Genomic DNA, 24,658 nt, shown 5'->3' on the forward strand with positions numbered 1-24,658 from the left:
TGGCTGGTCGAAACTGCACATGTCAACGTTGTCAGGGACAAAGCAGCGGCGCGTAACTCAGGCGTTACTTTGCCAAGACCTCAGATGACCAGCCCTCACTTGCGGAGCGAGGCCCCACTTAATCAGATCAGTACGCCAGAGTCATCAGATGACAGGTCAGATTTGATCTAAACTCGCTTCTGCGCACAGTTGCGCACTTATCGGTAGCCAGCCGCTTGCAGACGGTAAAGCTCGGCATACGTGCCGCCCGTTGCCATCAGCTCGTCGTGGGTACCGCGCTCGCTCACGCGGCCGTTTTCCAGTACCACGATGAGGTCCGCCGAGCGCACGGTGGAGAAGCGATGTGAGATGAGCAACGTGATCCGCCCGTCGGCACGTCCGGCGCGCGCTTCGGCGGCCAACCGGTCGAAGACGGCCGCCTCGGTCTGGGGGTCCAGCGATGCGCTCGGCTCGTCCATGATCATCAGCAGCGGCGCCGGGCGGACGAGTGCGCGGGCGATCGCCAGCTTCTGCCATTGCCCGCCGGAGAGTTCGACGCCGTCGACCCACGACGTACCGAGTTGGGTGTCGAGCCCTTGCGGCAATGTGTCCACGAAGCTCGCATCCGCCTTGCTGAGGGCGGTGCGCACCTGGTCCGGCGGCTCGGACAGTCCGCCGACCGCAACGGCCTCGCCGACCGTCAGCTGGTACCGGACGAAGTCCTGGAAACCGGCGCTGACCTTCTGCCGGTACGCCTCGAGGTCCATCGTGGCGAGATCGACGCCGTCGACCAGCACCGCACCCGAGGCCGGCCGGTACATGCCGGTGAGGAGCTTGACCAAGGTCGACTTGCCCGCGCCGTTCTCGCCGACGATCGCGACCGTGCGGCCGGCGGGCAGGAACAGGTCGGTCCCGGGGAGCGCGAGGCGATCGCCTGCGCCGTACCCGAAGGTGACCTGCTTCAGTTCGATGCCGTGCGTCAGCCGATCCGGCGTCGGCGCGGTGCCTGGTTCCTTGTCGGCCTGCTGCGCAAGCCAGAAGTAGTGCTCGGCCGTCGTACGAACCCGCAGTACGGTGCCCGCCAGGTCGAGGACCCTGTTCGCCGCACTCACCACGGCGCCGGCGAGCGCGAGCGCCAAGGCCACGTCACCTGGGGTGACACTCGCCTCTTGCAGGATCAGCACCATTGCGCCGACGTACGCGAGCGGGAACACGGACCAGCCGACGGACCCGATCAGGACCGATCGGAAGAGCGCCCGGTGAGCGATTGTGTTGGCCTTGTCCGCGGCTTCTCGGTGGCTATGGAGCAGCTCATCGCCCATCGAGGCGACGTGCAGCTCCTGTGCCGAGGTCGGAGCGACCGACAGCATGAACAGTTGCTGCGCGAGCCGCCGTTGCGGAGCCGCTTCCAGCTCCGACTTTCTGCGAATCCGTTCGGCCCGGCGGCTCAACCACAGCGAGGGAATCGCCACCAGCGGGAGCACCACCAGCACGGGCTTCAGGTCAGCCAGGAGGACAGTGCTGATCACCAACTGGGCCACGACGAACAGGCCGATGAACGGCATCGTGACGCTGTCCGCGAGGTCCGGCGCCTCTCGCCGCAGTGTCTGCAATCGGTCCAGGAACTCGGGTCGCTCGAAGTGCTGGATCTGCGGCGCACCCGCGGCCAGCCTCAGTACTCTGCGCTCGGCGACAAAACTGGAGCGTTCGCGCATCCGGATCGTTGCCCAGCGATAGCCGATCGGGGCCACCAGCACGAAGGTCAGTGCGACGGCGACCGCGATGCCTCCGGCAACTATCTGCCGTGGTTCGCCGGACACTACGCCGTCGACCAGTGGCCGTACGCCGAGTGCGACGAGCAGCGGGCTGACGAAACTCGACATCGTGACGACGGTGTAGAGCGTGAACAGGCCCGGACCGATCTCCCAGCCGAGTCCGATCAGCAGACGGGCGGTGGCGACCCATGACTTCACTCCGGGCCTCCCTCGAAACGAGCCGCTTGAAGGCGGAACAAGTGGGCGTAGGTGCCGTCCCGTTGGAGCAGCTCGTCGTGCGATCCCTGCTCGATCACCCTGCCTTCGTCGAGTACGACGATGGACGAGGCCTGGCGCACCGTGGAGAAACGGTGCGAGATCAGGATCGTCGTCAGCCCGGCGGTCAGGTCGAGGAAACGCCGGTACAGCTCTGCTTCGGAGCGGGCGTCCAGGTGCGCGGCCGGCTCGTCCAGTACCAGTACGGACGCGCCCTGTTGGACGGCGTACAGCGCTCTCGCGAGGCCTAGCCGTTGCCACTCGCCGCCGGACAGCTCGACACCGCCGTCGAACTCGGCCGAGAGCACCGTGTCCCAGCCGTTCGGCAACGCCTCGACAATGGTCTTCGCTCCTGCCCGTTCGGCCGCGACCTCAATGTCTGCAGCACCGCGGCCGAATCGGACATTGCTGTACGCCGACATCGGCAACCGCACCGGTTGCTGGAAGACCACCGCCAGCCTGCGACGCCAGTCGTCCGTGTCGAGGTCTCGCAGCTCGACACCGTCGATCTGGATGGAGCCTTCGTTCGGTTCGTACAGACCGCACAGCAGCTTGACGAGGCTGGTCTTGCCGGCACCGTTGGCGCCGACGACCGCGAGGGACTGCCCGGCTGGAATCGCCAGATCGAGGTCCTTCAGTACCCGACGGCTCGCGCCTGGATAGCTGAAAGACACGTTGCGGAAGGCGATCTCCCGTTGCGGCATCCCGGTGGCCGGCTGCGATCCGTTGGCGGGCCCGGCCATCGGTGCGATCGCGCGCATCGCCTCGTCGTACCGGTCGAGGGTCGCGAGGGCGAGCTCTGTCTGCAGGCCGGACCAGGACGACTGCTGGATGCCGCCCAGCGCGACCAGGAAGGTCTGGACGTACGTCGCGGTCGGGCCGGCGGCGAGGCGACCGGCCATCGCCTCGCGAACCACGAGCACGATGCCGCCGAGCACGACAACGCCGAGGAACGCGGTCGCAACCAGCGGACGACGGCCGGCCGGGGTCAGGACCCGCTGCATCGTCGCGGCCCAAGTCTCCCCGTGCCTGTTGACGACGAACTCCGGCAACCCGAACAGGCGGATCTCCTTGGCGGCCGGCGGGGTGGTTCCCAGATCGCTGAAGTACCGCATCCGGCGCGCCGACTCTGTTGCGCCGTAGTGGTGCCCGGCCTCGGTGCGGGATGCGACCCGGTCCTCGTACGCCGCCCACACACCGGCCACGAGCAAACCTGCGCCGAGCCACCAATGGAAACCGGCGAGAATGATGCCCGAGGCCAGCAGAATGATCCGCCCGGTGGCCAAACCACCGATCGTGCTCGCGAGCCGACCCGGTCGCGCCCAGTCCGCCCGCAAGGTGTCACGCCCGACCTCCACCAGCGCCGCCGTCGCAGGATCCTCCAAATGCCGCACGCCACTAGGCGCAGCCACAGCCTTCATCAACTCGTGCTGCAGCACCCCATCAACCCGCTCCCCCAACGCAGTAGCTGCCGCCCGCTGCTGCGCACCCCCAACCCACTGCAGCAACAAACATGCACCGGCCACAACAGCCCACCCCACCACCCGAGGCGCGTCCGCTCTGGCAACCCCAGCAACAACCTGCCCAATCGCCACGGCCATCCAGATCGGCGCAGCAGCCGACACCACGATGCCCGCAACTGTGAGCACCGAAAGCCCTCGCGCCTCCCGCCAGGCCACGAGGGCAAACCGCCAGAGTCCGGACATCCGGCCAAGTTACCAACGCCAAGCGGTCCACGCGGCCGAGCGCAGTACTTGCTGGGGTCGAACCGCCGGCGCCGCGGCGAGCCTGCCTATCCGTTTCCGGCGATCGAGCAGTGTGATGTTTGTGTCTGTGGATAAGCGGAATCCCTTGCACATAAGGGATCTACGGGTCGAAAACCGTCCTTTGGTGTGTCTAAGGTCGTGGGTATGGCGATCTTGGACGAGCGACCCGTTTGGTCGATGAGCGGTGGCGAGAAGCTGTCGGCTCTCGACGCGGCACGCGCCGAGATCGCGCGCCTCCAGGTGCGCTGCCTCCACCTGTCAGCCGGGCTCGACGCCGACGGCTACGCCCAGGAGGTCGGCGCTCGCGACACCGTGCAACTGCTCTCGGTCCGCTACCGCCTGGATCCCGCCGACGTACGCCGAGACCTCCGCCTGGCTCGTGCCCTGCACAAGTACCCGGCCGTGAACGCGGCCCTCGGCACCGAACGCCCGGCCGACCCCGCCAGCTCCGTCGACAGGACACAGCTGAACCTGGGACAAGCCGACGCGATCGTCTCCGCGCTCGAGAAAGTGCCGACCGCGGCCGGCGTGCCGGTCGAGGACCTGCGTGTCGCCGAAGAAGCGATGGTCGAGGCAGCCGGTCTGCTCCCGCCGGCCGACCTGCGCAAGCTCGGCAAGGAGATGCGCGAACGGCTCGACACCGACGGCCCCGAGCCCCACGGCGACGAGGACGAAGCGTCGTCTCGCGAGGCCCTGTGGATCAAAGCGGCCGATCGCGGCGTCACCTTCGGCGGCTACCTCGCCGACGAGAACGCCGAACTCTTCCAGACCCTGATCTTCGCCGGCGCCAAACCACACAAGACCCCCGACGGCGAACGTGATCCGCGGCCGCGCAGCAAGCGACAGGCCGACGCCCTCACCGCCATTCTCGCCACGGCAGCCGGCACAGGCGCGGCCGTACCAGGCCACGGCGACATCAAACCGCACATCACCGTGACCATCGACCTGGAAGACCTCAAGGTAGGCACCGGCTCTGGCGACCTCGTCCATGGCGATTTCCTCTCCGCCGCCGCCGTCCGACGACTCGCCTGCGACGCCGGGGTGATCCCGCTGGTGCTCGGCTCGGACTCCGAACCGCTCGACGTCGGTGCCGAACACCGCTTCGTCACCCGGGCCATCCGCCACGCCCTCAACGCCCGCGACAAAGGCTGCATCGCGTGCGGCGCGCCGCCCTCGATCTGTGAAGCCCACCATGTGGTCCACTGGGCCGACGGCGGCTCGACAGCTCTCGACAACCTCGTCCTCGTCTGCAAACGCGACCACATCAACATCCACCAAGGCCGCATCACAGTCACGTTCGCCAACGGCCAACCTGCCGTGACTCGCCCCGCCTGGTCCGACCCCGACCCGCCACCCGTGCGCCAGACGGCCTGATTCACCCGCTCCGCGCTCATGCTTCACGCGAAGTGGGCCGTTACCGCGCGCCCAGACCTTCGGAGATCAGCACGCCCGCCAAATCGTCCAGACCGAGCTACCCGTTTGGTCAGCGACTTGTCGCCTGCTGCGCGAAGAGTCGAGCGAAGCGGCCTGCCGCTTGGGACATCAACTCCGGGTACGTTCCTTGCTGTACCACCGAACCGCCGTCGATGACGTAGATGCGGTCCATCTCGCGGAGGGTCCAGGCTCGGTGCGAGACCACGATCGTGATGCGGTCGGCGCTGGTACGGCGGAGGTCGGTGAAGATCTCCTGCTCTGCCTCGGCGTCGATCGCGGAGGTCGGCTCGTCGAGGATCCAGACGCCGGCGTTGCGCAGGCGGATCCGCGCGAGCGCCAAGCGCTGCCACTGGCCACCGGAGATGCCGGTGCCGCCCCACTGCTGCCCGAGCTGGGTGTCCGGGGGAAGGTCGGCGGCGAAGGTGTCCGCCAGCGCTTCGCGGATGTCCTGGTCCGTGACGGAGCCCGGCGCGCCGAGGGTGACGGCGTCGCGGAGGGTGAACTCGAAGCGTCCGAACTCCTGCACCAGCAGGCCGAAGTGCGCGAGCCGCTCGTCCTCGGCCAGCGCGTCGGCGTCTGCTCCGTCGATCAGCACCCGCCCGCTGTCGGGGCGCAACGAACCGACCAGCAAGTTGATCGCTGTCGACTTGCCCGCCCCGTTCACGCCGACCAGGGCAACCATTTCGCCTCGGCGGGCTTCGATGCTCACGTCGCGAAGAGTCGGCTCGGCGGCGCCCGGGTACCCGAACGTTACGTTGTCCAAGGCAACAGAACCGACGTGCCGAACCACCGCACGACGAGGCCGGTCCGGCACGCTGCGCACGAACCGCCGGTAGATCGCCGCCTGCGGAGCCGCGGTGACGATACTGCCGAACGCGTACCCACACTGCCGAATCGCATTGAGCCCCGTGATCGTCCCGGCCACCGCCGCAGCCGCCGCTCCCCCGGTCGCACCACCCAGCACCAGCGCTATCAGGGCTCCGCCGAACAGCAGCACCGTGGCCAGCGCCGCGCCCAGCTCGTACAACATCGCCGTACGGACCATCCGGTCAAGGATCCAGGTCGCCTGCGCGCGGCTGCCGGCGATCAGGTCGGCGACCTTCCATCCCGATCCGAGCACGGCCAACTCGGTCCCGGGACGTTGCTGGATGAGCTGCTCGGTCGCGTACGCCGCCTTCCGCTCGTGCTCACCCACCCGCGGCCAGCCTTTCGCCTCCATCCGCGAGATCAGCGTGAACGCGAGGACAGTCGGCACCAGCGCGGCCAGCACCAGCAGCCCGGACAGCAGGTTGATCGACGAGATCGCCATGCACAGGACGACGGACGTGGCCGCGGCACTCAGCACCTGAACGGGCTTCCCGGCGACATCACTCATCGGATGTGTCGCGGTCTGGCTCGCCTCGAGGTCCCTGACCGCCTCGGGCTCAGCCAGCCGGCTCGGGCTCAGCCGGGCTGCGACCCGGGCCAGCTCGACCCGCAGGGCGAGGCGGAGTCGCAGCATCATCCGCTGCCCGGCGATGTTCGACACCTGGGTCAGCGGATACATCGACCCGACTACGACCGTCAGGCCGAGCAACGGTCCCCACGGGTTCTCCGCGTCGACCAAGTCCTGAATCAGCACCACCTGCGCTCCAGGCAAGATCGCCAGCAGCAGTTGGAGAACCGAGTACGTCGCGAGCCACCCCGGAGTGATCCGGACGGCATCGAGCAGTGATTCACGGGCAGTACGAAACGCATCCAGCACGGGTGATCCTCTTTCGCATGACGGCAGGCCAAACCGCACTGGGTGCATCCAGTGCGGCACATCGACCGTCAAATGCGTGCGATCCCGTTCAGAGTGGAATCCAGAGGCAGATCACGTCGTGACGCGACACAACTCCCCGCAGGTTAGTGCGGTGGGATGTTCTGGTTCAAGTGGAAGAGGTTGCCCGGGTCGTACTTCCGCTTGAGAGCCTGCAGACGGTCGTACGTCGTACCGCCGTACGCGGACCGGATCCGGTCGGTGCCCTCGTTGCTCAGGAAGTTGAGGTAGACGCCGGACAGGTGCGGCTCGAGGGCGCGCCAGGAATCGCGGACCCACTCGCGTTGGGCCTCGAACCCTTCCGGGCCGTCGGTCGCGCCGACGAAGTTGAAGGTGTGCCCGCTCGTCCGGCCGCCGAACGCCGTACTGTCGGCCGGCACCCGGGAGATCGCGCCGCCGAGGTGGAAGATCGGGTACGCGGTGTACGGCGAATCGATGGCGTGACCGCGGTCCACGGCCACGTCGATCACCTCGTCGGACAGCTCGGCCACGTCGCCGGCGCGGATGTAATACCAGCGGCCGTGCGGGAAACCGGGGTCGAGCATCGCCTGCAGGTCCAGGTAGGGCTGCGGCTTCACCAGATCCAGCAGCGACGGCGCGAACGCCTTCAGCGGGGCCACCACCTTCTCGCCGTCCTCGACCGGCCCGGCGTAGCAGGCGACGATCGCCACCACCGGCCGGCCGTGCAGCTCGGCCGGGATCGCTGCCGTGGACGGCAACCAGCGATGGATCACCGCAGTGGTGAGCTCGTCGGGGATACCGGTGATCCAGTCCCGGTAGAAGCGCATCAGCTCCGGCGACCGGTCCATGGGCCACGCGACCAGGCCGCCGTACACGATCGGCCCGACCGGGTGCAGCTGGAACTCGAACTCGGTCACGATGCCGAAGTTCCCGCCGCCACCGCGGATCCCCCAGAACAGGTCGCCGTTCTCGTCGGGGCTGGCAGTCACCAGGTCGCCGCCGGCAGTGACCACGTCGGCCGAGAGCAGGTTGTCGATGCTCAGCCCGTACTTGCGCATCAGCCAGCCGATCCCGCCGCCCAGCGTGAGCCCGGCCAGACCGGTGTGCGTGACGATCCCGGACGGCGTGGCCAGGCCGAACGCCTGGGTCTCCCGGTCGAGCTCTCCGAGCAGCACACCCGCCTGCGCCCGCGCGGTACGGCGTACCGGGTCGACCCGGATGCCCTTCATCGGGGCCAGGTCCACCACCACGCCGCCGTCACACGTCGAGTGCCCAGGGAAGCTGTGGCCGCCGCCCCGTACCGCGACCGGACCACCGGTACGACGGGCGAACTTGAGCGCCGACCGGATGTCGGCGACTCCCGTGCAGCGCGCGATCAGCCCGGGCCGACGGTCGATCGACCCGTTCCAGACCCTCCGGTGCTCGTCGTACGCCGGGTCGCCCGGCTGGATCAGGTCGCCACGAAAGTCCGTGGCCAAGTCCTCGAGTGCATGGATATCCGCCGCGATAGTGCTCATGACCGCCCCCTCGGCGCCAGTATGCGCCTCGGACGTCAGAGGGTGAAGGCGGTGCTGTCTTCCTTGAAGGGGCCCATGACGGTGAGAGCGGGGGTGCCGGCGTAGAGGTCCGCGGCCAGGGCTGTCACGTCATCGAGGGTGACGGAGTCGATGCGGTGCAGGATCTCGTCGACGGTGGGGAGCTCGCCGTACACGAGTTCGGCCTTCGCGATCCGGGTCATCTTGGCGCCGGTGTCCTCGAGGCCCATCACGACCGAGCCGCGCATCTGGCCCTTGCCGCGGAGCAGTTCGTCGGGGGTGATGTTGCCGCGGGCAATCGACGCGAGCTCGCCGCGGATCACGTCCAGGACCTCAGGGGCCTTCTTCGGCAGGCAGCCCGCGTACACGCCGACCATGCCCGAGTCGGCGTACGCCGAACCGAACGTGAACACCGAGTACGCCAGTCCGCGCTTCTCCCGCACCTCCTGGAACAGCCGCGACGACATCCCGCCGCCGACGATCCCGTGCAGTACGCCGGCGATGTAGCGGCGCTGGTCGCTCCGGACCAGCCCGGGCATCCCGAGCACCAGGTGCGCCTGCTCGACGTCCCGGTGATGCACCTGCACCCCGCCGTACGTCGGAACGGTCTTGCCGGAACCACGTCGTACAGCGGCCGGCTCGGCCTCGGCCGTCACCCAATGACGCTCGAACGCCTTGCGGACCAGGCGAACCACCTCGGCGTGGTCGACGTTGCCCGCCACCGAGACGACGATGTTGGACGGCTTGTAGCGGCGCCGGTACCAGCCCACGACCTGCTGGCGGGACAGCCCGGCGACCGAGTCCGGCGTACCGGTGATCGAACGCCCGAGCGGGGACCTGCCCCACAGCTGCTCGGCGAACAGGTCGTGGATGTGGTCCGACGTCTCGTCGGCGTGCATCGCGATCTCTTCGTCGATGACGTCGCGTTCACTCTCCACGTCCGCGTTCGTCAGCGTGGCGGAGGTGATCATGTCGCAGATGACGTCGACCGCGAGCGGCAGGTCGGAGTCCAGCACCCGCGAGTAGTAGCAGGTGTACTCCTTGCCGGTGAACGCGTTCATCTCGCCGCCGACCGCGTCGATCGCGGCGGAGATCTCCAGTGCGTCGCGGCGCTCGGTGCCCTTGAACAGCAGGTGTTCGAGGAAGTGCGTCGCACCGGCCAGCTGCTCCGGCTCGTCGCGGGAGCCGACGCCGACCCAGAGGCCGAACGTGACCGAGCGGAAGCCCGGCACCGACTGGGACAGCACGCGAAGCCCGGAGGGCAGGACGGTCCGTTTCACCGGACCGCCCGCCTCCGGGCTCAGCAGTGTGCTGGTGGTTGCTCGAATCACTCGGCGGACTCGGCAGCCTTCTCTTCAGCCTTCTCTTCACCCTCGATGACCGGGATCAGCGAGAGCTTGCCGCGGTCGTCGATCTCGGCGATCTCGACCTGCAGCTTCTGACCGACCGAGAGCACGTCCTCGACGGCCTCGACGCGCTTGCCGCCGGCCAGCGGACGCAGCTTGCTGATGTGCAGCAGGCCGTCCTTGCCCGGCAGCAGGCTGATGAACGCACCGAAGTTGGTCGTCTTCACGACCGTACCCAGGTAGCGCTCGCCCTTCTCCGGCATGGTCGGGTTCGCGATCGCGTTGATCGCGGCCCGGGCCGCCTCGGCCGACGGGCCGTCGGTCGCGCCGATGTACACGGTGCCGTCGTCCTCGATCGAGATGTCGGCGCCGGTGTCCTCGGTGATCTGGTTGATCATCTTGCCCTTCGGGCCGATGACCTCGCCGATCTTGTCGACCGGGACCTTCACCGAGATGACCCGCGGCGCGAACTCGCTCATCTCACCCGGCGCGTCGATGGCCTTGGCCATCACGTCCAGGATCGTCAGGCGGGCGTCCTTGGCCTGGGTCAGCGCGCCGGCCAGCACGCTGGCCGGGATACCGTCCAGCTTGGTGTCCAGCTGCAGGGCGGTGACGAAGTCCTTCGTACCGGCGACCTTGAAGTCCATGTCGCCGAACGCGTCCTCCGCGCCCAGGATGTCGGTCAGCGCGACGTACTGCGTCTCGCCGTCGATCTCACCGGAGATCAGACCCATCGCGATACCGGCGACCGGCGCCTTCAGCGGCACACCGGCGTTCAGCAGCGACAGCGTCGAGGCGCAGACCGAACCCATCGAGGTGGACCCGTTCGAGCCGAGCGCCTCGGACACCTGACGCAGCGCGTACGGGAAGTCCTCGCGGGACGGCAGCACCGGCACCAGGGCCCGCTCGGCCAGCGCGCCGTGACCGATCTCGCGGCGCTTCGGCGAACCCACCCGGCCGGTCTCACCGGTCGAGTACGGCGGGAAGTTGTAGTTGTGCATGTACCGCTTGCGGGTCTCCGGGGAGAGCGTGTCCAGCTGCTGCTCCATCCGGAGCATGTTCAGCGTGGTGACACCCATGATCTGGGTCTCGCCGCGCTCGAACAGCGCCGAGCCGTGCACCCGCGGGAGCACGCCGATCTGCGCCTTCAGCGGCCGGATGTCGGCCAGCCCGCGGCCGTCGATGCGGACCTTGTCCTTCAGCACCCGCTGCCGGACCAGCTTCTTGGTCAGCGAGCGGAACGCTGCGGACAGCTCCTTCTCGCGGCCCTCGAAGTCGGCGGCCAGCTTGTCCACCGTGGCGGCCTTGACCGCGTCGGTGGCGTCCTCACGCTCGTGCTTGCCGGCGATGGTCAGCGCCTGCGCGAGCTCTTCGCTCGCGGAGGCCTCGACCGCGGCGAACGCGTCGTCCTGGTAGTCCGGGAAGACCGGGAACTCACCGGTCGGCTTCGCGGCCTTGGCCGCCAGCTCGGACTGCGCGTCGACCAGGGTCTTGATGAACGCCTTGGAGGCCTCGAGGCCCTCGGCGACGATCTCCTCGGTCGGCGCCTGCGCGCCACCGGCGACCTTGTCGAAGGTGGTCGGGGTCGACTCGGCCTCGACCATCATGATCGCGACGTCACCGGACTCGGTGACACGACCGGCGACGACCATGTCGAAGACGGCGTCCTCGAGCTCGGTGTGCGTCGGGAACGCGACCCACTGGGTGCCGATCAGCGCGACGCGGGTGGCGCCGATCGGGCCCGAGAACGGCAGCCCGGCGATCTGGGTGGACATCGACGCCGCGTTGATCGCGAGCACGTCGTACAGCTTGTCCGGGTTCAGCGCCAGGACCGTGATGACGACCTGGATCTCGTTGCGCAGACCGGACACGAACGACGGCCGCAGCGGGCGGTCGATCAGCCGGCAGGTCAGGATGGCCTCCTCGGAAGGACGGCCCTCCCGGCGGAAGAACGAGCCCGGGATGCGGCCCGCCGCGTACATCCGCTCCTCGACGTCCACCGTCAACGGGAAGAAGTCGAACTGGTCCTTGGGCTTCTTGCTGGCCGTGGTGGCCGACAGCACCATCGTGTCGCCGTCGAGGTAGGCGGCGGCGGAGCCGGCGGCCTGCTGGGCCAGACGGCCCGTCTCGAAGCGGATGGTGCGGGTGCCGAAGCTGCCGTTGTCGATGACGGCCTCAGCGAATTCGGCGCCCTCCATGGGCGCGCGTGTGGATCCCGACACGGGATACCCCTCTCTCACAGTGTGACGACTGCGAGGCGCGAGCTTCCGGGATACCGGTCTTCGATCGAGGCTCGCGGGTCTTTGCCAAAAGATCTGGCACTACCCGAAAGCCACTACCGAGGACCGGTCGTGATCCCGCCACGCGCTTCGCGTCGCCTCGTACGTCTTACGTGATTCGATATTCAGTTGTGCCACGCCAGGGCGTGGATACGCCAGGAGCGGCCACCCGAGTCTCGGGGGCCGCTCCTCGCGAAGTCATCGGCGAAGGCCGAGCCGCTCGATCAAGGACCGGTAGCGGTTGATGTCCTTCTTCGCCAGGTAGTTCAGCAGCCGGCGGCGCTGACCGACCAGGAGCAACAGGCCACGACGGCTGTGGTGGTCGTGCTTGTGCTCCTTCAGGTGCTCGGTGAGGTGAGCGATGCGGTGCGTCAGAAGCGCAACCTGGACCTCGGGGGACCCGGTGTCGCCCTCGGTCAGGGCGTACTCACCCATGATCTTCTTCTTCGTTGCGGCATCAACAGATGACACAGGATTCCTCTCGATTTCCGTTGCGCGGCGCACCGGGGCATTCTTCACCCGAGCACTCTCGATCCGCGGCCGTTCAGACGGCAGCAGCCAGCGTATCAGTCCGTGGACGCGTCACCCTAATCACCGGTCAGCAGGCGGCGCGCGCCGTCGACGTCGGCCTTCACCTGCACCACCAGTTCGTCGATGGTGTCGAACCGGATCTGCGAACCGCGCAGCCGGGCGACGAAATCGATCGCGACCGTGGCGCCGTACAGCTCGAGGTCGTCGCGGTCCACCACGTGCGACTCCACCCGGCGGTCCACGCCGTCGAAGGTCGGGTTGCTGCCGACGCTGATCGCCGCGGGCAGCGGATCCGGGTACGCCGGGGCGCCCGGAGCCGCCGTCAGCACGGTGAGCCATCCGGCGTACACGCCGTCCTGCGGGACCGCGGCGCCCGGGTCGGCGGGGATGTTCGCGGTCGGAAAGCCGAGTTCGCGGCCGCGCTTGTCGCCCTCGACGACCACGCCGGTGACGCGGAACGGGCGGCCGAGCGCCTCCGCGGCGGCCTCGACGTCACCGTCGGCGAGCTGCTGGCGCACGTACGTCGACGACCAGGGCTGCTCGTCTCCCGCGAGGCTCAGACCCTCGACCTGGAAGCCGTACTGCGTTCCCGCCTGGACGAGCGTGTCGACGTGACCGGCCGCCTTGTGTCCGAAGCGGAAGTTCTCGCCGACCACGATCGCCTTCGCGTGCAGCGCGTTCACCAGCGTGCGCTCGATGAACTCCTCCGGCGACCAGTGCGACACCTCCTTGGTGAACTCGAGGATCAGCACCGCGTCGGCGCCGGCCTCGCCGAGCAGCTCGGCGCGCCGGCCGGGCTCACTGAGCTGCAGCGGCGCGTGGTCGGGCCGCAGGACCCGCATCGGGTGCGGGTCGAAGGTCATCGCGACCACCGGCAGTCCACCCAGCTCGGCCGCCCGCGCGCGAGCGTGCGCGAGCACCTCCTGGTGACCCCGGTGCACCCCGTCGAAGTTGCCGATCGTGACGACTGTCGGCCCGAAGTCCGGGCTCACCTCGTCCAATCCGTGCCAGACACGCATGAGAGCAGGATTCCATGCCGCGTCTGAATTGCTTCCATCAGGTCCACGATCACCCCTTGTAATCGTGCGGTGACTCAACTTAGGGTGGGCCGCGCACTGGATGAGCCTGGGGAGGTCTCGTGAAGCTACGCCGTCTGGTTGCTGTCTGCGCCGCACTCGCACTGGTGGCGGGCCTACCTGCCGCAGCCGCCACAGCCGCGCCGAGCACCACGACGTCCACCGGCTTCTCCCGGTACGTCGCGTTAGGCGACTCGTATACGTCCGCGCCGTTCGTCCCCGTGGCCGACCTGTTGTCGCTCGGGTGCGCCCGCTCGTACAGCAACTACCCGAAGCTCCTGGCCGGGGCGCTCGGGGTGCACCGGTTCACCGACGTGAGCTGCGGCGGGGCGGACACCACGAACATGACCCAGCCGCAGAGCACGATCCTCGGCACCGCCGCGCCACAGTTCAACGCGCTGACGCCGGACACCGACCTGGTGACGCTCGGAATCGGCGGGAACGACTTCGGCGTCTTCGGTGACATCATCGGAACCTGCCCCGGGCTGCGCGCCTCCGACCCGACCGGGGCGCCGTGCAAGGCGCACTTCACGGTCGACGGCGTGGACACGCTCAAAGCCAAGATCGCCCAGACCCAGACACGGATCGCGATCGTCGTCCAGGGCATCCGGGCGAGGTCGCCGCAGGCCACCATCGTGCTGGTCGGCTACCCGAAGATCGCGCCGGAGCACGGGACCTGCCCGTCGATCCTGCCGTTCGCCGACGGCGACTACGCGTACCTGTACTCGATCGAGCAGGCGCTGAACGCGGCCGTCTCCGGGGCAGCCGCGGCCGGCGGAGCGACGTACGTCGACACCTTCGGGCCGTCCACCGGGCACGACGCCTGCGCCCCGGACGGCCAGGCCTGGATCCAGGGCAAGGACATCAACCTGCTGCGGGCGTTGAACTACCACCCGCGCTTCGAGGGCGAGGCCGGCATGGCCGCGCTCACCTACAAGGCCCTGACCGGCGCGCAGCCGGTCGTCACCGCCGCCGAGCAGGCCGCGTGGGCCGCCCGGGCGCGCACGCTGGCGAAGCAGGCCGCCGCATCACCCCAGATTGCTCTCTCCCCCAAGGCCCTCGAGGCCTCCCTGAACCGCGTACGGACCAGCGCGCAACGCTGACCCTTTCCAATCCGTACTGCGGACCACGGGCCGGGCCACCTCACGCGTGGCTCGGCCCGCTGGTTTCTTCCACTAGTTCCGTGAGTGCCTGTCCGAGGGGAAGATCGACGCGGTACGTCGCGTACGGGTCGCCGCGGGTCAGCCCCTGGTTGACGATCAGCACCGGCGTACCGGCCTTGGCGGCGTGCCGGACGAAGCGGAACCCGGACATCACGGTGAGGGACGAGCCGAGGACCAGGATGGCGTTCGCGTCGTCGATGAGCCGGTAGCAGCGCTCGACGCGGCTCTTCGGGACGTTCTCGCCGAAGAACACCACGTCGGGTTTGAGCACGCCGCCGCAGACCGTGCACGCGACGACGGTGAACGTACGGACGACGTCCTCGGGCAGTTCGACGTCGCCGTCCGGGTTGATCCGGGTCGCCTCGGCCGTGAACGCCTGGTTGGCGGCGCGGAGGCGGCGGTCGAGGACCTCGCGGGCGGACGTCGTACCGCAGCCGAGGCAGATCACTCGGTCGAGGTTGCCGTGCAGTTCGATCACGTCGCGGGCGCCGGCCGCCTGGTGCAGGCCGTCGACGTTCTGCGTGATGACGCCGCTCAGGTGGCCGCGGGCCTGGAGGGCGGCGACGGCGCGGTGGCCGGCGTTCGGGGCGGCGCGAGCGATGGTGCGCCAGCCGAGGTGGCTGCGCGCCCAGTACCGCTGCCGCGCGACCTCGCTTGCGGTGAAGTCGCCGTACGTCATCGGGGTGTGCGTCCGCAGGCTGCCGGTCTCGCCGCGGTAGTCCGGGATCCCCGATTCGGTCGAGATCCCGGCGCCACTCAGGACGACGACGCGCCCGGCGGCCACGATCTGCGCGACCGGGCCGATGTCCGTCGCACCCGGCTCCAACGCCAGCACCTCGGGCCCGGGGGCCCACTCCAACGTCGGACGAGAACGCACACCCCAAGGTTACGTGCAGATCGGCGGGCCTGCTTTCAGGCGGCGTTCGGCGGCTTCACGGACAGCTGCCGGATCCATCGAGGACCAGTCGGCGTCGATCCACCAGGTCGCCCCGGCCTCGGCCCACGGGCGGACCGTGTCCGCCGCCTTGGTGTCGTCGGCGCGGGTCACGCCTTCGGTGACCACGTCGTACCCGTCCATCGTGAGGCCGTGTGCCTCGCGTTCCTTGCGGATCCAGGCGACGCCTTCGGCCAGGAGCTCCGGAGTCAGCTCGCCCGGCTGCTCACCCGGCGCGAGGATCGGCGCATAGTTCGGCAGCCAGCCGTCCTGGAGCGCCGCACGGCGCATCGACTTCGGTCGTGGCCAACCGCCCACGACCCAGGTCGGGACCCGCGGCTGCTGCACGGGCGGAGGTGGCGCCGGTGGCATCAGCTCGGCGATCTTGCGGGCCTGGTAGTGCTTGCCCGAGTACTCGAACGGTTGGTCGCGCCACAGATGCGGCAGGAGCTCCAGCGACTCGTCCATGAGCTCCGCGCGAACCTTCCGCCCGGGGTCCTCCTCGAACAGCCAGAACCGGTCCTCGCCGGCGACGCCCAGTCCGACCGAGAGGATCACCCGGCCGCCGCTGAGGTTGTCGACGGTCGAGACCTGTCCCGCCACGTCCCACGGTTTTCGGCGCGGCAGCGGCGTGAGCATCGTCCCGAGCCGGATCCGCTCGGTCGTCATCGCCGCGGCGCCGAGCATGACCCAGGCGTCGATACCCCAGATCGACTCCCACACGAAAAACCCGTCCCAACCGTGCGCTTCGGCAATCGCCGCGAGCTCAGCCGCATCCCGCGCATCGCCGTACGCCATCACGAACCCGTATTTCATGCCACCGGACGGTACGCCGGACCACCGACAAAAACGTCAGCTGACGAAGACCGCGGTGGGTTTGGCGACGGGGCCGTGGGGTTCGTAGAGGGCCAGGAAGGTGCCGTCCGGGGCGAACATCGCGGTCTGTCCGGTGGCGAGTTCGAGGCCCGGTAGCGGGCGGCCGGTGCGGATCGCGGCCGCCTGGGCGTCGTCGGCGTCGTACCGCGGGAAGGTGCCTGCGGCAACGTCCGCGATCGGGAGCCAGTCGAAGGACTCGGCGAGGGACTCCAGGGTGTGCGCGGTCTTGAGGTCGAAGGAGCCGACCCTGGTACGGCGCAGCGCGGTCAGGTGACCGCCGACGCCGAGTTCGGCGCCGAGGTCGCGGGCGAGCGCCCGGATGTACGTGCCGCTGGAGCAGTCCACCGAGACGTCGACCGAGATCCCGTCGTCGTCGGGCCGGACGTCGAGGATGTCGTAGCGCGACACGGTCACAGCCCGGGCCTTCAGGGCGACCTCCTCGCCCGCGCGCACCCGCTCGTACGCGCGCCGACCGTCGACCTTGATCGCCGACACCTTCGACGGGACCTGCGAGATCTCCCCGCGGAACCCCTCGACGGCCGCCGAGATCGCCTCGGCGGTGACGCCGTCGACCGGGGTCGTGGACGTGATCTCGCCCTCGGCGTCGTCGGTCGTCGTCGTGGCACCGAGCCGGATCGTCGCGTCGTACGACTTGTCGGCCAGCTGCAGGTGGCCGAGCAGCCGCGTCGCCCGGTTCAGGCCGACGACCAGGACACCGGTCGCCATCGGGTCCAGCGTGCCGGCGTGGCCGACCTTCCGGGTGCCGGCCAGCCGGCGGATCCGGGCGACGACGGTGTGCGAGGTCAGCCCGGCAGGCTTGTCTACGACCACGATCCCGTCGGACGTCGACGTGAAGTCAGGGCTCAACGAAGTACTCAGTCCTGCTCGTCCTCGTCGTCGTCCTTGTGCTTGTACGGGTCCGCGTCACCGGCCGGCTTCGCGCCCGCGGCGGCCTTGGCCACCTCGGCATCGGCCGTCCGTGCCTTCTCGAGCAGTTCCTCGATGTGCCCCGCGGTCTCCGGCACGGCGTCCAGGAAGAACGCCACGCTCGGGGTGTGCCGCAGGCCGAGCGCCTTGCCGACCTCGCTGCGGATCAGGCCCTTCGACGACTCGAGCGCGGCCGCGGTGCTCGCGCGGGCCTGCTCGTCGCCGTACACCGTGTAGAAGACGCTCGCCTCGCGCAGATCGCCGGTCAGCCGGGCGTCGGTGACCGTGACGAACCCGAGCCGCGGGTCCTTGACCCGGCGCTCCAGTAGTTCGGCGACGAGCACCTGGATCCGGTCGGCCAACTGCTTCGCCCTTGCTTCACCCATCAGGGCTCACTCCTTCATTCATGAACAACGTCCGGAGAGGCGGCCAGCGCCTCTCCGGACGTTACTCCGGTGCCCCTGGGACCAGGGGCACCGCCTGCTGTCAGCTGCGCGGCTTCTCGCGGAGCTCGAACGCCTCGACGACGTCGCCGATCTTGATGTCGTTGAAGTTGTTGATGGTCAGACCGCACTCGAAGCCCTCGCGGACCTCGGACGCGTCGTCCTTGAACCTCTTCAGCGACGACAGCTCGGAGTTGTCGACGACCACCGCGCCGTCCCGGATCAACCGGACCTTCGCGTTCCGCTTGAGCAGGCCGCTGGTCACCCAGCAACCGGCGATGTTGCCCACCTTCGAGGAGCGGAAGATCTCCCGGATCTCGGCCTGGCCGAGGGTGACCTCCTCGTAGATCGGCTTGAGCATGCCCTTCAGGGCGGCCTCGATGTCGTCGATCGCCGAGTAGATGACCGAGTAGTACCGGACATCCACGCCCTCGCGCTCGGCCAGGTCTCCGGCCTTGCCCGCCGGCCGCACGTTGAAGCCGATGATGACGGCGTTCGACGCGATGGCCAGGTTGACGTCGTTCTCGTTGATCGCACCGACACCGCGGTCGATGATCCGCAGGTTGACCTCGTCGCCGACCTCGATCCGGACCAGCGCGTCTTCCAGCGCCTCGACCGAACCGGACACGTCGCCCTTGAGGATCAGCAGCAGCTCCTGTGCCTCGCCCTTCTCCATCGAGGCCATGAAGTCCTCGAGGGTCCGGCGGACGCGCCGCTTGGCGTTGGCCGCCGCACGAGCGCGGGCTTCCCGCTTCTCGGCGATCTGCCGGGCCTGGCGGTCGTCGTCGACGACCAGGAACTTGTCGCCGGCACCCGGAACCGCGGTCAGACCGAGGACCAGGACCGGACGCGACGGCGTCGCCTCCTCGACCGGGTCGCCGTGCTCGTCGAGCATGGCCCGGACCCGGCCGTACGCCGGACCGACCACCATCGAGTCGCCGACCCGGAGCGTGCCGCGCTGCACCAGCACGGTCGCCACCGGACCACGGCCCTTGTCGAGGTTCGCCTCGATCGCGATGCCCTCGGCGTGCATCTTCGGGTTCGCCCGCAGATCCAGCGCCGCGTCCGCGGTCAGGACGACGCCCTCGAGCAGGCCGTCGATGTTGATCCGGGACTTGGCCGAGACGTCGACGAACATCGTGTCGCCGCCGTACTCCTCGGGAACCAGGCCGTACTCGGTCAGCTGACCGCGCACCTTGGCCGGGTCCGCCGCCGGGACGTCGATCTTGTTCACCGCGACCACGATCGGGACACCCGCCGCACGGGCGTGGTTCAGCGCCTCGATCGTCTGCGGCATCACGCCGTCGTCGGCCGCGACCACCAGGATGACGATGTCGGTGGCCTGCGCACCACGGGCACGCATGGCGGTGAACGCCTCGTGACCCGGGGTGTCGACGAAGGTGATCGCCCGCTCCTCGCCGTCCACCTCGGTGGTCACCTGGTACGCACCGATGTGCTGGGTGATACCGCCGGCTTCCTTGGCCTGGACGTTCGCCATCCGGATCGCGTCCAGCAGCTTCGTCTTACCGTGGTCGACGTGACCCATGACGGTCACCACCGGCGGCCGCGGAGCCAGGTCGCTCTCGTCGCCCTCGTCGGAACCGAAGTCGATGTCGAACGACTGCAGCAGCTCGCGGTCCTCGTCCTCCGGCGAGACGATCTGGACGTCGTAGTTCAGCTCGGTACCGAGCAGCTCGAGCGTCTCCTCGTTCACCGACTGGGTCGCGGTCACCATCTCACCGAGGTGGAACAGCACCTGGACCAGCGACGCCGGGTCGACTCCGACCTTCTCGGCGAAGTCCGTCAGCGACGCGCCACGCGGCAGCTTCACGACCTCGCCGTCACCGTGCTTGACGCGCACGCCACCGACGGCCGGAGCCTGCATGTTGTCGAATTCCTGGCGCTTCGCCCGCTTCGACTTGCGGCCACGACGCGCCGGACCGCCCGGACGCCCGAAGGCACCCTGCGTCCCGCCACGACCGCGGTTGCCCGGACCCGGACGGCCACCGCCGCCACCGGGCGGGCCGCTCGGGCCGCCGCCACCGGGACGGAAACCGCCGCCGGCGCCGCCACCGCCACCGCCGCGCGGACCGGCACCCGGACCGCCGCCGGGACGACCGCGGCCACCGCCAGCGCCACCGCCACCACCGGGACCGCCGGAGCCGCCGCCGGGACGGCCGGTGAACGTACCGGCCGAGGACTTCGGCATCATCGCCGGGTTCGGACGCGGAGCGCCCGGCACACCACCGGAACGCGGCCGGTCGCTACCGCCGCGCTCGCCACCACGCTCGCCGCCGCGACCCTGCGGCGGACGCGGGGCCATCCCGGCCGGGCTCGGAGCGCCCTGCCGGTCGCCACCGCCGCCACCCTGGCCTGGGCGCGGTCCACCGCGCTGCATGCCCTGGGTCGAACTGAACGGGTTGTTGCCCGGACGCGGAGCACCCGGACGCGGGCCGCCGCCACCCTGGCCGCCCTGACGGGGCGCGCCGGGACGCGGGGCACCCGGACGGGGCGCACCCGGACGCGGACCGGAACCGGGACCACCCTGGCCACCCGGACGCGGACCAGAACCCTGGCCGCCGCCCTGGCCGCCCGGACGCGGGCTCGCACCCGGTGCCGGACGCGGACCCGGACGGGCCGCGGAGTCGCCACCGGTACGACGCGGCGCCGGAGACGGAGCCGACGGGCCACGGGTCTCCGGGGCCGCCTTCGCGGCCGGAGCCTCGAACGACGGGGCTGCCGGGGACTCCGCCTTCGCCGCCGGTGCGGACTCGACCGGAGCCGACTCCACCGGGGCAGGCGCAGCCGGAGCGGACTCCTGGCGCGGACCCGGCTTCGGGCCCGGACGCGGACCCGGCTTGATCCCCGGGGCCGACTTCACCGTCTCGGCCGCAGGGGCCGTGGCGGCCGCAGCGGCCGGAGCCTCGGCGACCGGAGCCGCCTCGGTGCGCACCTCAGCGGCCGGCGCGGTGCGCTCGGCCGGAGCCTTCGGGGCAGCCGGCTGTGCTGATGTCGGGGCCGGCTTCGGCGCCGGCGCGACCGGTGCGGTCGCCTGCGGCGCGGCAGACGTGCTTGCGGCGGCCTTCTTGGCCGCGCGCTTCTTCGGCGGGTTCTTCTCGAACTCCTCCGCCAACCGTCGGACGACGGGTGCCTCGATCGTCGAGGACGCCGATCGGACGAACTCTCCCATGTCGTTCAGCCTGGTCAGAACGACCTTGCTGGTAACTCCGAGCTCTTTCGCGAGCTCGTAGACCCGGACCTTTGCCACTACTCTCCCTCTGGTCCGAGCCTGGGGCGCGGACCGTTAGTTGACGTACATGCTCATCGCATTGCACTCATCGTTCGACACTCATCGAGTGGTCATGAGTCGATGACCCGCCTTCATGTCGGTCACGACGGTCCGGTCGAACCGCCGCGGACGGCCGGGTGGCCGCCTTTTGCACTGCTTCTTCCCTATCACGCTGCGCGAAGTACTCCTGCAACCCGGTCACGTCGAGCGGCCCCGGGACCTTGAAGGCCCGTGGGAACGCCTTACGCCGGACGGCGAGGTCGAAACACTCGGTCGCCGGGTGCAGATGCGCCCCGCGGCCGGGTGCCCGACGATCGGGATCCGGGAGGACCATGAGATTGCCTGGTCCTCCGGACACCGTCATCCGCAGCAGGTCAGTCGGGCTGGATCGTTTCCGGCACCCGATACAGGTGCGCTCCCGAAGCTTCTCAGGGCGCGCGTCTGCAGTTTCTGTCACAGTTCCTCAGGGTGTGGTGACGACTCAGTCGACCGACCGAGAGATCAGTCTACCTTCTTGTCCTCACCAGTCACATCGGTATCCGGCCGGATGTCGATCCGCCAGCCGGTGAGCCGGGCGGCGAGGCGGGCGTTCTGCCCTTCCTTGCCGATCGCGAGCGACAGCTGATAGTCGGGTACGACGACGCGCGCCGCACGGGCCGCGGCGTCCACCACCTCGACAGACGTAACCTGCGCCGGGGACAGCGCATTCCCGACGAACGTCGCCGGATCGTCGCTGTGGTCGATGATGTCGATCTTCTCGCCGTGCAGCTCGTGCATGATGTTGCGCACCCGCTGACCCATCGGCCCGATGCAGGCGCCCTTGCCGTTCACGGAGGGGTTCAGGGTGCGGACGGCGATCTTGGTCCGGTGCCCCGCCTCGCGGGCGATCGCGGTGATCTCGACGGTGCCGTCGGCGATCTCCGGGACCTCCAGCGCGAACAGCTTCTTCACCAGGTTCGGGTGCGTCCGGCTGACCGTGATCTGCGGACCTTTGAAGCCCTTCCGGACGCCGACGACGTACACCCGCAGGCGGGAGCCGTGCTCGTACTTCTCCCCCGGCACCTGCTCGGGCGCCGGCAGCACGGCCTCGATCTTGCCGAGGTCGACCATCACGGACCGCGGGTCGCGGCCCTGCTGGACGACACCGGAGACGATGTCGCCCTCCTTGCCGGAGAACTCGCCGTACCGCACCTCGTCCTCGGCGTCACGCAGCCGCTGCAGGATGATCTGCTTGGCCGTGGTGGCGGCGATCCGGCCGAAGTCGGCCGGGGTGTCGTCGTACTCCCGGGCCAGCGTGCCGTCCTCGGCCAGCTCGCGGGCGAAGACGGTCACGTGCCCGGTCTTGCGGTCCAGCTCGACCCGGGCGTGCTGCTGAGCCCCCTCGGTCCGGTGATACGCCACCAGCAACGCCGCCTCGATCGCCTCGACGACGACCTCCAGGGCGATGTCCTTCTCGCGCTCGAGTGACCGCAGCACGGCCATGTCGATGTCCATGTCAGTTCTCCTCCACCGTGCCGTCGGCAGGTGTTTCTTCGTCGTCGTTGCCGGCAGCCCGGTTGAATTCGATCTGGATCTTGGCCTTGGCCACGTCGGCGTACGCGACGCTCTGGCGCTTGCCGTCGACGTCCAGCTCGGCCGCCTCCTCGGAGGCGGACTTGATCCGGCCGGTCAGCTTCCCGCCGTCGGTCAGCGTGACCGCGACCAGGCGGCTGATGTTGCGCCGCCAGTGCCGGGGCAGGGTGAGCGGCCGGTCGACGCCGGGGCTGGAGACCTCCAGCGTGTAGGCGCCCTCGCCCATGATGTCGTCGGCGTCGAGCGCCTTGGAGATCGCGCGGGTGACATCCGCGACGTCGTCGAGGCTGATGCCGCCGTCGCGATCGACCAGGACGCGCAGCAGGCGGCGGCGCCCGGCCGGGGCGATGTCCACGGCCTCCAGGTCGCAGCCGAACTGCTCGACGATCGGCCGCAGGAAGTTCTCGAGGCTCGTGGTGTCCGTGTGGCTCGTGGGGCCCGGCTTTCGGCTCACAGGTTGACCTGCCTCTCTCCAGTTGTGCACCCGTTCCACTCCCGGCGGTCCGGCCGAGAGCAGTAGCCCACCATATCTGCCCGCTGCTCCGATCCCGGTCATCGGCTCTCCCGGGCCGGTCATCGGCGGGTCAGCAGGTATCGTTCCGGCGTGCCTGAACGCCGCCTCAATCGACGCACCGTCTTCGTCACCGCCGCCCTTGTCCCGGGCGCGGTCGCGCTGGCCGGTTGCAAGGACGACGCCGCCTCCGGGGCCGGTACGCCGGGCACGAAGGGCGCCGTGAACGGCACGCCGACGGCACCGGGGCCGACCGAGGAGACACCGACCGTCGACCCGGCAGTCGTCGCGGCGCTCAGTACTGCGGCGACCCAGGTGACTCAATTGTCCCAGCTCTACGCAACCGCGAGCCGTAAGTTCCCGGCGCTGCGGGCCCAGCTCGCCGCGGGCGCGAAGTACCACGTGAGCCACCTGGCGAAGCTCAAGGAGACCCAGGGAGTGGCAGCGCAGGCGGCCAAGTCCGCAGTCCCGGCGAGTTCACAGGCCGCGCTGGCCGCTATCGCCAAGCAAGAGAAGGCCACCGCCGTCGCGCACGCGGCCGCCGCGGCGAAGCTTTCCGGTGCCCCGGCCCGTCTGCTCGCCGAGATCGCCGCGTCCGAGACCCAGCTGTTCGCGACGCTGACCCCGAAGAAGAAGGAAGCCCCATGAACCAGGTCGAAGCCCTGCAGGCGGCGCTCGCCGGCGAGCATGCCGCGCTGTACGGCGTGGGCGCCGCCGGGGGCAAGCTCAGCGGGGCCAGGTTCCGGGACGCGACCGACACGTTCGAGGTCCACCGCGACAACCGCGACCGCCTGAGCGCGTTGCTGGTCGCGGCCGGCGAGACACCGGTCGCGGCGCAACCGGCGTACGACCTCCCCCAGGTCGTCAGCAACACCGCGACGGCAACCGCCTTGATCCTGCTGATCGAGCGCCGGATCGCGGCGGTGTACGGCGACCTCGTCGAGGCCGCCGAACAACCCGCCGTACGAACGTTCGCCATCGAGACCCTGCTCGGCTACGCAACCAGCCAGCTCAGCTGGGGCGGCGCGCCCGTAGCCTTCCCCGGCGCGACCCCCTGACCCACGCCCGCCCAGCGCGGCCCCACCGACCCGAGCCGACCGCTGAGTCCAATTTGCCTGGCATACCCATCAAATCAGGGCTTCCGGACCCATTCTCAGGGTCACGAACCCATTGTTTGCCTGGCGGACCAAGGAAATATCCGGCTC

Annotated in this window: 20 protein-coding genes; 4 read left to right on the forward strand and 16 right to left on the reverse strand. The window is 69.4% G+C overall.

What is annotated here, in order from left to right:
* Positions 1-197 precede the first annotated feature (197 nt).
* Positions 198-1,952: an ABC transporter ATP-binding protein gene (locus tag ACLJOO_RS14800; RefSeq protein WP_410787658.1), complete on the reverse strand. Its 1,755-nt coding sequence runs from the start codon at positions 1,950-1,952 to the stop codon at positions 198-200.
* Positions 1,949-3,715, reverse strand: coding sequence for an ABC transporter ATP-binding protein (locus ACLJOO_RS14805; protein WP_410787659.1), 1,767 nt, complete (start codon positions 3,713-3,715; stop codon positions 1,949-1,951). The genes ACLJOO_RS14800 and ACLJOO_RS14805 overlap by 4 nt, the downstream gene beginning before the upstream one ends.
* A gap of 204 nt (positions 3,716-3,919) precedes the next feature.
* On the opposite strand from ACLJOO_RS14805, the gene ACLJOO_RS14810 reads away from it, so the two are divergent.
* Positions 3,920-5,149, forward strand: a complete 1,230-nt coding sequence (locus ACLJOO_RS14810; protein ID WP_410787660.1) for a DUF222 domain-containing protein — start codon at positions 3,920-3,922, stop codon at positions 5,147-5,149.
* A 109-nt stretch (positions 5,150-5,258) separates the two neighbouring features.
* On the opposite strand, the gene ACLJOO_RS14815 is transcribed toward ACLJOO_RS14810, so the two are convergent.
* The 6 genes from ACLJOO_RS14815 to ACLJOO_RS14840 form a co-directional block, all read right to left on the reverse strand.
* Positions 5,259-6,953, reverse strand: a complete 1,695-nt coding sequence (locus ACLJOO_RS14815) for an ATP-binding cassette domain-containing protein (protein WP_410787661.1) — start codon at positions 6,951-6,953, stop codon at positions 5,259-5,261.
* A 143-nt stretch (positions 6,954-7,096) separates the two neighbouring features.
* Positions 7,097-8,488, reverse strand: a complete 1,392-nt coding sequence (locus ACLJOO_RS14820) for an FAD-binding oxidoreductase (RefSeq protein ID WP_410787662.1) — start codon at positions 8,486-8,488, stop codon at positions 7,097-7,099.
* A 35-nt stretch (positions 8,489-8,523) separates the two neighbouring features.
* Positions 8,524-9,837, reverse strand: coding sequence for a M16 family metallopeptidase (locus ACLJOO_RS14825; RefSeq protein WP_410787664.1), 1,314 nt, complete (start codon positions 9,835-9,837; stop codon positions 8,524-8,526).
* On the reverse strand, positions 9,834-12,050 hold the full coding sequence (locus tag ACLJOO_RS14830; protein ID WP_410787665.1) for a polyribonucleotide nucleotidyltransferase: 2,217 nt from the start codon (positions 12,048-12,050) through the stop codon (positions 9,834-9,836). Before ACLJOO_RS14830 ends, ACLJOO_RS14825 begins: the two co-directional genes overlap by 4 nt.
* Positions 12,051-12,329: 279 nt before the next feature.
* A complete protein-coding gene (gene rpsO, locus ACLJOO_RS14835; RefSeq protein WP_130379758.1) occupies positions 12,330-12,602 on the reverse strand; it encodes a 30S ribosomal protein S15 in 273 nt (90 codons plus the stop codon).
* Between the two features lie 116 nt (positions 12,603-12,718).
* Positions 12,719-13,681 (reverse strand): bifunctional riboflavin kinase/FAD synthetase, encoded by a 963-nt coding sequence (locus tag ACLJOO_RS14840; RefSeq protein WP_410787666.1) that lies wholly within the window; start codon positions 13,679-13,681, stop codon positions 12,719-12,721.
* Between the two features lie 119 nt (positions 13,682-13,800).
* Here ACLJOO_RS14840 and ACLJOO_RS14845 point away from each other — a divergent pair, with 119 nt between their 5' ends.
* The gene (locus ACLJOO_RS14845) at positions 13,801-14,841 is read left to right on the forward strand and encodes an SGNH/GDSL hydrolase family protein (protein WP_410787667.1); all 1,041 of its coding nucleotides are present in this window, start codon (positions 13,801-13,803) and stop codon (positions 14,839-14,841) included.
* 40 nt (positions 14,842-14,881) lie between these two features.
* Here the strand turns inward: ACLJOO_RS14845 and ACLJOO_RS14850 are convergent, their stop codons facing one another.
* The 8 genes from ACLJOO_RS14850 to rimP form a co-directional block, all read right to left on the reverse strand.
* Positions 14,882-15,778 carry an NAD-dependent protein deacetylase gene (locus ACLJOO_RS14850; RefSeq protein WP_410787668.1) on the reverse strand — a complete coding sequence of 299 codons (897 nt, stop codon included), beginning with the start codon at positions 15,776-15,778 and terminating at the stop codon, positions 14,882-14,884.
* Between the two features lie 9 nt (positions 15,779-15,787).
* Positions 15,788-16,651, reverse strand: a complete 864-nt coding sequence (locus tag ACLJOO_RS14855) for an LLM class flavin-dependent oxidoreductase (protein ID WP_410787669.1) — start codon at positions 16,649-16,651, stop codon at positions 15,788-15,790.
* Between the two features lie 36 nt (positions 16,652-16,687).
* Positions 16,688-17,578: a tRNA pseudouridine(55) synthase TruB gene (gene truB / locus ACLJOO_RS14860; protein ID WP_410787670.1), complete on the reverse strand. Its 891-nt coding sequence runs from the start codon at positions 17,576-17,578 to the stop codon at positions 16,688-16,690.
* Positions 17,579-17,586: 8 nt separating this feature from the next.
* Positions 17,587-18,024, reverse strand: a complete 438-nt coding sequence (rbfA, locus tag ACLJOO_RS14865) for a 30S ribosome-binding factor RbfA (RefSeq protein ID WP_202870369.1) — start codon at positions 18,022-18,024, stop codon at positions 17,587-17,589.
* 100 nt (positions 18,025-18,124) lie between these two features.
* On the reverse strand, positions 18,125-21,349 hold the full coding sequence (infB, locus tag ACLJOO_RS14870) for a translation initiation factor IF-2 (RefSeq protein ID WP_410787672.1): 3,225 nt from the start codon (positions 21,347-21,349) through the stop codon (positions 18,125-18,127).
* 67 nt (positions 21,350-21,416) lie between these two features.
* Positions 21,417-21,827: a YlxR family protein gene (locus tag ACLJOO_RS14875; RefSeq protein ID WP_410787673.1), complete on the reverse strand. Its 411-nt coding sequence runs from the start codon at positions 21,825-21,827 to the stop codon at positions 21,417-21,419.
* Between the two features lie 44 nt (positions 21,828-21,871).
* Entirely contained in the window at positions 21,872-22,864 is a 993-nt protein-coding gene (nusA, locus tag ACLJOO_RS14880; protein WP_410787674.1) for a transcription termination factor NusA, read from the reverse strand.
* Position 22,865: 1 nt separating this feature from the next.
* Positions 22,866-23,396, reverse strand: coding sequence for a ribosome maturation factor RimP (rimP, locus tag ACLJOO_RS14885; RefSeq protein ID WP_410787675.1), 531 nt, complete (start codon positions 23,394-23,396; stop codon positions 22,866-22,868).
* Positions 23,397-23,546: 150 nt separating this feature from the next.
* Between rimP and ACLJOO_RS14890 the strand changes: the two genes are divergently transcribed.
* Positions 23,547-24,101 carry a cell division protein FtsK gene (locus tag ACLJOO_RS14890; RefSeq protein WP_410787676.1) on the forward strand — a complete coding sequence of 185 codons (555 nt, stop codon included), beginning with the start codon at positions 23,547-23,549 and terminating at the stop codon, positions 24,099-24,101.
* Positions 24,098-24,511: a ferritin-like domain-containing protein gene (locus ACLJOO_RS14895; protein ID WP_410787677.1), complete on the forward strand. Its 414-nt coding sequence runs from the start codon at positions 24,098-24,100 to the stop codon at positions 24,509-24,511. The genes ACLJOO_RS14890 and ACLJOO_RS14895 overlap by 4 nt, the downstream gene beginning before the upstream one ends.
* Positions 24,512-24,658 lie beyond the last annotated feature (147 nt).

Source organism: Kribbella sp. C-35 (assembly GCF_046549195.1).
Taxonomy (GTDB): Bacteria; Actinomycetota; Actinomycetes; order Propionibacteriales; family Kribbellaceae; genus Kribbella.

Coding starts and splice junctions, on each gene's coding strand:
- ACLJOO_RS14805 (WP_410787659.1), bottom strand. CDS start 3,715: ATGTCCGGACTCTGGCGGTTTGCCCTCGTGGCCTGGCGGGAGGCGCGA.
- ACLJOO_RS14810 (WP_410787660.1), top strand. CDS start 3,920: ATGGCGATCTTGGACGAGCGACCCGTTTGGTCGATGAGCGGTGGCGAG.
- ACLJOO_RS14820 (WP_410787662.1), bottom strand. CDS start 8,488: ATGAGCACTATCGCGGCGGATATCCATGCACTCGAGGACTTGGCCACG.
- ACLJOO_RS14830 (WP_410787665.1), bottom strand. CDS start 12,050: ATGGAGGGCGCCGAATTCGCTGAGGCCGTCATCGACAACGGCAGCTTC.
- ACLJOO_RS14840 (WP_410787666.1), bottom strand. CDS start 13,681: ATGCGTGTCTGGCACGGATTGGACGAGGTGAGCCCGGACTTCGGGCCG.
- ACLJOO_RS14855 (WP_410787669.1), bottom strand. CDS start 16,651: ATGAAATACGGGTTCGTGATGGCGTACGGCGATGCGCGGGATGCGGCT.
- rbfA (WP_202870369.1), bottom strand. CDS start 18,024: ATGGGTGAAGCAAGGGCGAAGCAGTTGGCCGACCGGATCCAGGTGCTC.
- nusA (WP_410787674.1), bottom strand. CDS start 22,864: ATGGACATCGACATGGCCGTGCTGCGGTCACTCGAGCGCGAGAAGGAC.
- ACLJOO_RS14895 (WP_410787677.1), top strand. CDS start 24,098: ATGAACCAGGTCGAAGCCCTGCAGGCGGCGCTCGCCGGCGAGCATGCC.